The organism is Streptomyces sp. NPDC014734 (assembly GCF_043083325.1).
GTDB lineage: Bacteria > Actinomycetota > Actinomycetes > Streptomycetales > Streptomycetaceae > Streptomyces.
Map to the genome: position 1 here is coordinate 75,095 of NZ_JBIBYN010000031.1, position 8,152 is coordinate 83,246.

9 protein-coding genes are annotated in these 8,152 nt (G+C 69.0%); 7 read left to right on the top strand and 2 right to left on the bottom strand.

Annotated elements, in window-relative coordinates; genetic code table 11:
• Positions 1-397 precede the first annotated feature (397 nt).
• Positions 398-1,804 (bottom strand): MFS transporter, encoded by a 1,407-nt coding sequence (locus ACF1CT_RS33535; RefSeq protein ID WP_391787787.1) that lies wholly within the window; start codon positions 1,802-1,804, stop codon positions 398-400.
• A gap of 61 nt (positions 1,805-1,865) precedes the next feature.
• On the opposite strand from ACF1CT_RS33535, the gene ACF1CT_RS33540 reads away from it, so the two are divergent.
• Positions 1,866-2,534, top strand: coding sequence for a TetR/AcrR family transcriptional regulator (locus tag ACF1CT_RS33540; RefSeq protein WP_391787788.1), 669 nt, complete (start codon positions 1,866-1,868; stop codon positions 2,532-2,534).
• Positions 2,535-2,685: 151 nt separating this feature from the next.
• On the opposite strand, the gene ACF1CT_RS33545 is transcribed toward ACF1CT_RS33540, so the two are convergent.
• Positions 2,686-2,895 (bottom strand): DUF6207 family protein, encoded by a 210-nt coding sequence (locus ACF1CT_RS33545; protein ID WP_391787789.1) that lies wholly within the window; start codon positions 2,893-2,895, stop codon positions 2,686-2,688.
• 218 nt (positions 2,896-3,113) lie between these two features.
• Between ACF1CT_RS33545 and ACF1CT_RS33550 the strand changes: the two genes are divergently transcribed.
• From ACF1CT_RS33550 to ACF1CT_RS33575, 6 genes are all read left to right on the top strand, one after another.
• Positions 3,114-3,662, top strand: coding sequence for a transposase (locus tag ACF1CT_RS33550; protein WP_391787790.1), 549 nt, complete (start codon positions 3,114-3,116; stop codon positions 3,660-3,662).
• A gap of 188 nt (positions 3,663-3,850) precedes the next feature.
• Positions 3,851-4,345, top strand: coding sequence for a carcinine hydrolase/isopenicillin-N N-acyltransferase family protein (locus ACF1CT_RS33555; protein ID WP_391787791.1), 495 nt, complete (start codon positions 3,851-3,853; stop codon positions 4,343-4,345).
• Between the two features lie 553 nt (positions 4,346-4,898).
• Complete coding sequence (locus tag ACF1CT_RS33560; protein WP_391787792.1) at positions 4,899-5,567, top strand: aspartyl/asparaginyl beta-hydroxylase domain-containing protein; 669 nt, start codon at positions 4,899-4,901, stop codon at positions 5,565-5,567.
• Positions 5,560-5,787, top strand: coding sequence for a hypothetical protein (locus ACF1CT_RS33565; protein ID WP_391787793.1), 228 nt, complete (start codon positions 5,560-5,562; stop codon positions 5,785-5,787). Before ACF1CT_RS33560 ends, ACF1CT_RS33565 begins: the two co-directional genes overlap by 8 nt.
• 290 nt (positions 5,788-6,077) lie before the next feature.
• Positions 6,078-6,722, top strand: a complete 645-nt coding sequence (locus tag ACF1CT_RS33570) for a hypothetical protein (RefSeq protein ID WP_391787794.1) — start codon at positions 6,078-6,080, stop codon at positions 6,720-6,722.
• Positions 6,723-7,163: 441 nt separating this feature from the next.
• Positions 7,164-8,063 (top strand): sensor histidine kinase, encoded by a 900-nt coding sequence (locus ACF1CT_RS33575; protein ID WP_391787795.1) that lies wholly within the window; start codon positions 7,164-7,166, stop codon positions 8,061-8,063.
• Positions 8,064-8,152: the final 89 nt, after the last annotated feature.

The window sequence follows — 8,152 nt, forward strand, 5'->3', positions numbered from 1 at the left end:
CCGGCGCTGCAGAAGACCACGCACGTGAGACAGAAAGGGCAGCCGCGCCCGCCGGCTGGACCAGGTCGGCTGTACCGTCGCCGGGAGCCGTCCTCATACCCATCAGCAGTCCGTTTGCTGGGCACACCCGGCCGCACCCCTGTGCGGGACTGTGTTCCCGGAGCAGGGTGTGTGCATTCACGCCCGTTTGGTACGTTCCGCCGACCTGGTCGGACGCGGGTGCGTTCCTGCGTGAGGCTGCCACCTGGTTCGTCCTCGACCGCACCGAGGGCCAGCGGCTGGTGTGCGTCGCGGCGGAGAAGGGCATCCTCCGGCACCCCCTCACCGGCTGGCCGAGCGCAGCATCCCGGTCCTGGTTGTCCGCGGCTTTGCCTGTCCACATCCTGCTGACCGGCCGTCAGCGGCGTGCGTACCGTGTGGTCACCACGGCGGCCAGGGGGGCGAGGGCGAACAGCCCGAACATCCAGCGTGCGGTGCTCTGCAGGTCGCCGGTGCCCGCGTTGTCGGAGAATCCGATGACATTGGCGACCGTCCCTGCGAGCGCCGATCCGAAGGCGGTCGCGGTGAGTTGGACCGTCGTGACCGAGGAGCCCGCGAGCTCCTGATCCGCATCTGGCGCCAACTGCAGGACTCGGGTGAGCAGATGAGGCCACGCCATGCCGATCCCCCAGCCCAGCGCGAGCAGTGCGACGCTCACCGCCGCAATCGCCGCGACCGTGCCCGAGTGCACCGGACCTGCGAAGAAGAGTCCGGCGAGCCCGGCCAGGGTGACGACCGGACCGGTGCTGATGATTGATCGGCTGCGGTGGGACATGCCGCTGCACGCGACCGAGCCGAGCGTCCAGCCCGCGGCCAGGACGGCGCCCAGATAGCCGGCCGCGAGTGGTCCGAGCCCCTGGAGCCGTTGTCCGAAGTAGGGGATGTAGACCTCAACCGTGCTGGAGAGCACCAGCAGCGCCATGGTGAGGTAGACGAACCGCAGCCGCGGGTCGGAGCCGAACGCGGTGGCCGGGATGAGCCGGAGCGTCGTACGGCGTTCACGTCGCAGCCAGCCCACGAGGAGCAGCGCAGCCAGCAGGAGTCCGGCGGCATTGACCATGAGACGGGAGGAGATGCTGGCCGCGGAGATGACCAGTACGGCCAGGCCGAGCAGGCTCACACTCATCCAGGGAATTCGCGGGGTCACCCCACCCGCCTTTCCCTTCGGCAGGCGCATCGCCCCCCAGAAGCCGAAGAACAGCAGAAACGGCAGCAGGCCCCAGAAGGCGTCGCGCCAGGCGCCGAGTTGGGCGCAGACGCCGCCCAGGGCGGGACCTATGAGCGTCGCGACTCCCCACATGGCGGAGACGAGTGCCATGGCGCGTGGCCACAACGCCTCGTGCAGGGTGATCCGGACCATGGCGTAGGACAGGGCGAAGAGCAAGCCGCCCCCGAGGCCCTGGACCAGTCGTCCGGCCAGCAGGACGAGCATGCTGGGAGCGAGTGCGCAGACGGTGGTTCCGGCCGCGAGCAGGAGTGCCGCGAATCGGTAACTTGAGCGCGGGCCGCGGGCCCCGAGGACGGCGGCCGCGGCCGCCGACCCGAGCACGGACGCGAACATGAAGACCGTGGTGGCCCAGGCGTACAGGCTGGACCCGCCGATGTCATCGACCACCGACGGCATGATGGTCGCCGCCAAGTAGACGTTCACGGCGTGCAGGGCGACACCGGCGGCGAGCGTGACGGCGACCGGCCCGTGTTCGCGGCCGAACAGCGCCGTCCATCCGGCCGCCGACACGGTTGGTTCCCTGCTTGAAATGGTCATTACCAGCCTCTCTCAATGTTACGTTACGGGTCGACTCGTAACGTAACACTAGACTGGTGAGATGAGGGAAGCGAAACAAGCACCCGACAGCCGTTCCTCGGGCGGACGGCCACGTGACGCGGCCATCGACCGGGCGATCCTCGACGCGGCACTCGAACTCCTCGACGAGGTCGGATACACCCGGCTCACCGTCGAGGCCGTGGCACGCCGCGCAGGTACCACGAAACCGGCGATCTACCGGCGCTGGGGAACCCTGCCGGACCTGGCGCTCGACGCACTGACCGCCCGTCTGGGCCGGCTCAAGGCACCCAGTACCGACTGCACGATCTGCGACCTCAGCGACGCCATCAAGCTGTACGTCGCCGCGTTCCAGCGCATGCCACCGGAGGCGCTCGCCTCACTGCTCGCCGACTGCGGAGACGATCCGCAGCGGCGGGAAGCCTTCATGACCGCACTGTTCGACCCACCACGGATCGCTGTCGACCAGGTACTCGACGGCGCTCTTGCACGCGGGGACCTGCGCGACGATGTCGACCGCGGCCTGCTGCTCGACCTGCTCGCTTCGCTCGTCCACTACCGCGCACTGTTCGGCCACGCCGTGACCAGCGACGACGAGGTCGAGCAAACCGTGCATACCCTGCTGCGCGGAGTCGCCGTCGACTACCCGAAACTGGTAGAGATCAGCCGCAAGAAGGACGGGGACCCGCAAATCCACCACCGTCACGCATGATGCCGAGGCAGCGGACGAATTCGGTGGCGAGAGTTTTCGCGGTGACGCCGGACGGGGTGAGACATACGCGACTGGCACCGAGGCATGTGCTGAGGCGGGTGGTGGCGAGTTGTGGCGGGTGCGAGCGAGGTAGCAGTGCGTCCGACGTACGTCACCGCGATCCCGGCCGACGTACGTCGGCGTACACCCGTGCCCGGACCCCGGACTCACCCGGCAGACGGCGTACCGGCGCGATACCCCGAGATCGTCCACTGTTGTCGGAGAAGCCGTCCACCACCGTGCGCAGGGTGCCCTCGTTCGCGGCGGCGATGTCCAGGTCCCCGAGCCCCGATCTGGCGACGTGCTGCTCACAAGGCTTCATGCTTCCACCGACGGCCCTACCCGGGCGTCCGATTTGCCGGCCGCGGGAGAAGCAACCCGTACGAGAGCCTGGCAACCAGCCCGCCCGACACCAGTCGCGCCAACCACACCCAGCCCGTGGGCAGGAAGACGCAGCCACGCCCGCTGACAGGGCCGGGCGGGCTGGGCCCTCCCTGTCGGCAGCACCCCGCTGGCGGCTGCCTGGTCGAGGTCGCCCTGGTGGAGCTGGGCGAGCGCGAGCCGGGCGGTGGCGAACGCCCTGTTCCGGGTGAACATCGAGGGCAGGACGGCGAGGGCGTGGTGGGAGGCGGCCTCGGCGGCGGGGGAGTCGCCGAGGCGGTCATGGACGATCGAGGTGATGGCATGGAGCTCGGCCCGCCCGTAGCCATCCTGAGCGGCGGCAACCGCAACGACGTTACCCAGTTGATCCCACTACTCCAGGCCGTCCCGTCTGTGCGGGGCAAAAGTGGTCGGCCCCGACACCGCCCGGACGTGGTGCTGGGTGACCGCGGCTACGACCACGGCAAGTACCACCGGCTTGTCTGGGGCCTCGGCGTGAAACCGCCGATCGCCCGCCGGGGCACCGAACACGGCTCCGGACCCGGCGCCCAACGCTGGTTCGTAGAGCGCGCGTTCGCTCACCTTCACTGCTTCCGCCGCCTGCGGATCCGCTGGGAAATTCGCGATGACTCCCACGAAGCGTTCCTCACCCGTGGATGCGCACTCACCTGTCGGCGACACCTGCGTGTCCTTGAAAAGTGGGCCTGAAATTTAGTTGGGTCCTACCTCATGAGCCACTACGTCAAAACGTTCCATGCCATTGAGATCGGTGACGGCACAGACAGTCGGTGGGCCGCGCATGTCCGTTCGGCCATGGCGAAGGCGGAGGACTGGCTACCGAGGAGGGCCGCACTCTCGAGGGCGCAGCGCAGGCCCGACAACTCTTCGATACGCGCATGCACGAACTGGTCCCCGTGCTCGACCGGCTCGCGGATCAACTGGAATCTCCTCAGGCCAGGACGCTTCTCACCATGGCGACCGTGCGTCCGTTCTTCTCTGGCTGTACCCAGGTCGTTCCTCTCGTGCTGCGCTACCTCCTGGAAACCTGCCGGACCGTTGACGAGGCCTTCGACAGACTGCGCACGATACCCATCGCGATTCCGCAAAACGTTACCCTCGTCGACGAGCACCAGAGCCTGACGGTCTACGTGGGCCCCGACATCCCGATGGCCGAGGCCCACGACGCCTGCGCCGCCAATCACCAGCATCTGCCCGTGCCTGACGAGCAGGAACGAACCACCCGGACACGAGCACGACTGGCCGCTGTTCAGGCAGCGGGAGTTGATGTTCCGTCGATGCTGCGACCACCGCTGTACCAGTGCAGCTACGACCAGTGGTTGGGCACTGTGTATACCGCCCACTACCGCCCCGTCGAGGGGCGCGTGACGTAACACTGGCCCGGCGAGTACTGGGAACACACCATCGTCGGCTTCACGCCGGGAGCACGCACCGTTGCCCTGGGGCTGTCCGGCGGTAACGATCACTGAAGCACAACCGACCGTCGCCCGCACTCATTTCGTGAGGGGCTCTAACCGCAGCCGGCCCGGCCAGCCGTGGGCGTGGATCGCCTCTGGTGGAATGTCCTTCAGCGCGGCCATGGCGAGCTGGGTGTGGTAGCTGGGGCGTGGTCGCCCCTGGTTCATCGGGACGCTTTCTCCCTGCGACAGGCCATCTGCCCATACCCCATGCGCTGGTGCTGCTCAGCGACCCGGAGCAGGTATGCCTCCGCCTTCTGATCGTGCACGGCCAGCGGGTGGTGTTCGGCGGCGTCCGTGGTCACGGGACCAACCCTTTCGCGGGCACGGGCGTCACCAGTTTCCCGGTTTCCGGTGCGTCGTGGGAAGGCCACCGCGCGCGAACGGCAACGGGCGGCAACGCCACCCGTCTGGGCTCCAGTTCGCGCCTGCGGTTTCCTGGCACAGACGCCCCGCCAGGCAGCATCCGATGAGTCAGGAGGATCCCGATGGTGACCGCATCCTCCGCGGCCGCGACGGCCGATGGGACGGTTCCCGGCGGCCGGAGGTGCTGGGCCAAGTCGCCCGGCTGACGGGCCTGGAAGAGTCCACGGTCGAACAGATGCGAGCCGAGGCGCTCGAGGCGCCGACACGCGGCGTCGTCGCGTACGGCGAGTACCAGTCCGGCGGCCGGTGGACCACGTCGCTGATGAACCGCTCCGGTGACCCGCACGATGTTGTCATCGGCGACGGACGACCACGCCCAACCTCCTTACTGGAAGAGATGCCGGCCACCGCACGGTTGCTCGACTCGCTGAGGCTGGACTTCATGTATGTGCGTCTCGCCCGCCTGGAGCCGCACTCCTACCTGTGGGAGCACCGCGACTACGCGGAACCGCGGGAGACCGGCCGGCGCCGACTGCACATCCCGCTCGTCACCAACCCCTCCGCCGTCCTGGTCACCGCCGGCGCCCGGGTGCACGTGGCGGCCGGGGCGCTGTGGCGGCAGACGCCCTCGCAGGCCCACGGCGTGTGTAACACCACCGGCCCGGACCGGTTCCACCTGATCGCCGACGCGTACGCAGACGACGCCCCAGTCCCTTGCCACCCGCCCGCACCTGCGCGACGGGGACGCCACCGACCTGCCGGAGATGACTGAAGCCGACCGCGCCGCACTGCTGGCTCAGGCCGAAGAACTCGCGGAGCTCGGCTTCACCAAGGCGGCGGAACAGACGCTGCTGCGCGCCTTCTACACCTACGCCCTGCCGGAGGGCGGCGCGTACAACCTGATCGCCGAACTCCACACGGGCCTCGGTCAGGACGGCGACGCGCACCTGTGGGAGGGCATGGTCGGGCAGACAGAACCGGCACGTGGTTGATGAAGCCGCAGCTCTTGTGCGCGACGACATTCCGAACTGCTGCCCGCGACGGACAAATATCGCGAAGACCACGTCTGGTATTTCGGCGCCCGTCGCGCGGCTGTGCCGTGCCTGCGACGTGTCTGTGTCATTTTTGCCTCAGCCTGAGATGGGTGTCGCGGTGCGCCTCGTTGACGCACTGTCGTCGCCGTGCCTTCTGGCGTGCCCGGTCTTACGGCCGGGGGCTTCGTCCAGTGGTTGAACGTTCCGGCTGTCGCACAGCAAAGCTCTACCGCGAGTTAGGTCAAAAAATGATAAATAAGGGACGCATAGTCTTCGCAGTCGCCCTCACCACCTTGGGTCTTGGGCTCACGGCCTGCAACGACGGCGGGGACTCGGCATCGGCACAGGACTCGCCCTCGGCCTCCGCCCCGGCCTCGTCCGCCCCGAGCGGCAAGAGCCCGTCCGCGGACCCAAGCGACGATGCTGCCGCTGCGCCCAGTGGTGACGTCGCCGCACCGGGCACGAAGTTCAAGATTGGTGACCGGGCGGTTCTGCCGTTCAAGTACGGGACCGACAAGAAGGGCACCGTCGCCGTGACGGTCACGGCGATCGAGAAGGGCGCCGAGGCCGACATGGCCCCATTCGGTGACAAGGCAAAGGGCATGACGCCCTACTACATCCGGATGAAGGTGGAGAACGTCGGCGGCACCGACCTGTCCTACGCGTCGCTGAGGCTGCGCGGGAAACTGGAAGGCGGCGGCCCCACGGGCGTCATTCTGATCGGCGACCTCCCGGGCAAGTGCGACAACGAGACGGCCCCCCGCGACTTCACCACCAAGGGCGCCTCCTACGAGACCTGCTCGCTCAGCGCCACGAAGACCGATCCCATCGCGGTTGCCTCGTTCGAGGAGGGTGACGCGTACAGAGACAGCCCGGTTCTCTGGACCAGCTGACCACCCATTCCTGTGTCCGCACGCCGGGCGTTTCGCCCTTGGCGGAATGCCCGGTCTGCGACCGGCCCTCGCAGCGCTGACCTGCCCCTTCCCCGCCGTGCGGCAGGACGCCCTCCTCAGCTTCCACACCCGCGCGGCCGACATCGACCGCGATCCGGACGCTGCCATCGCCGGACTCACCCTTCCCCGGAACCTGGGCGCGGCCGAAGGCCATGCCAACCGGATCAGGATGCTCAAGCACCGGATGTCCGACCGCGCGGGACCCCGCCTTCTTCGCAAGCGCGCCCTCTTGAGGCGGGGGAGAGCGACCATGCCGCAGAAGCCGAGCCAGAGCCGCTTGAAGCGAACGAAGCCGGGGAGCGGTGGGCGGGGGCTCTGCATGCGGCAAGGATGACTTTCGGCAGTGTCGGGGGACCCACCCGGTTGCGTATCGTCATGCGGGTGAAGAGAGCGTTCATCGACAGCGTGGTCCGGCGGGCCCCGCGTGCCACCCGGCGTACCACCCGTGCCGCCGCCCCCTGGGCCGTGCCGTCCGTCGTCCCCGGCGGTCTGCTGACCGTCGCTGCGGCGGCCTGTGTCGGGCTGAGCGCCGTCAGCCTGTGGTGGGCCCTGCCGGCGGCCGTGACGGCGTTCTTCGCCGGCCGGGAGCCGGGGAGGACCGGGCCCGCGCTCCTGGTGCTCGCTGCGGTCGTCGTCGGCGGGGTGGTCGCGGTGGCGATGGTGCCGGCCTGGCTGCTCATGGCGGGGCGGTACGTCGCCGTGGTGTCGGTGGCAGCGATGCTGCCCTGGTTCGCCGGGCGGTTCTGGCGCCAGTACCAGGAACTCGTCCGGGCGGGCTGGGAACGGGCCGACCGGCTGGAGCGCGAGCAGCGACTCGTCGCTGAGCAGGCGCGCTCGCGGGAACGGGCCCGGATCGTCCAGGACATGCACGACGTCATCGGCCACGACCTGAGCCTCATCGCCCTGTCGGCGGGCGCCCTCAAACTGGCCCCGGGACTGGACGAGCCCCAGCGGGCGGCGGCGGGCGAGATCCGGGCCCGGGCGGCAGCAGCGGTGGAACGGCTCGGTGAGGTGATCGGCATCCTCCGCGAGGAGGCGGACGAGGAACCGCCGCGGGTGTCCGACGCCGGCATCCCCCGCCTGGTCGACGACGCCGCGGCTGCCGGGCTCGTGGTGGAGCTGCGGATCGACGGCGACGCCGACGGCTCGGGGGCGCCCAGGACCGTCGCGCGGGCTGCCCACCGCGTCGTTCAGGAGGCCCTGACCAACGCCGCCAAGCACGCGCCGCAGGCACCGGTGAGCGTGCGGGTGACGTACACCGCCGAGGAGACCGCGGTGTGAGGTTCGGGGAAGGTGTCACTGAGGTGTTCGGGTTTCTTCGCCGTTGACGAGGGTGTGCTTTTGCGCTGGTCGGTAGGCGTTTCAGTTGT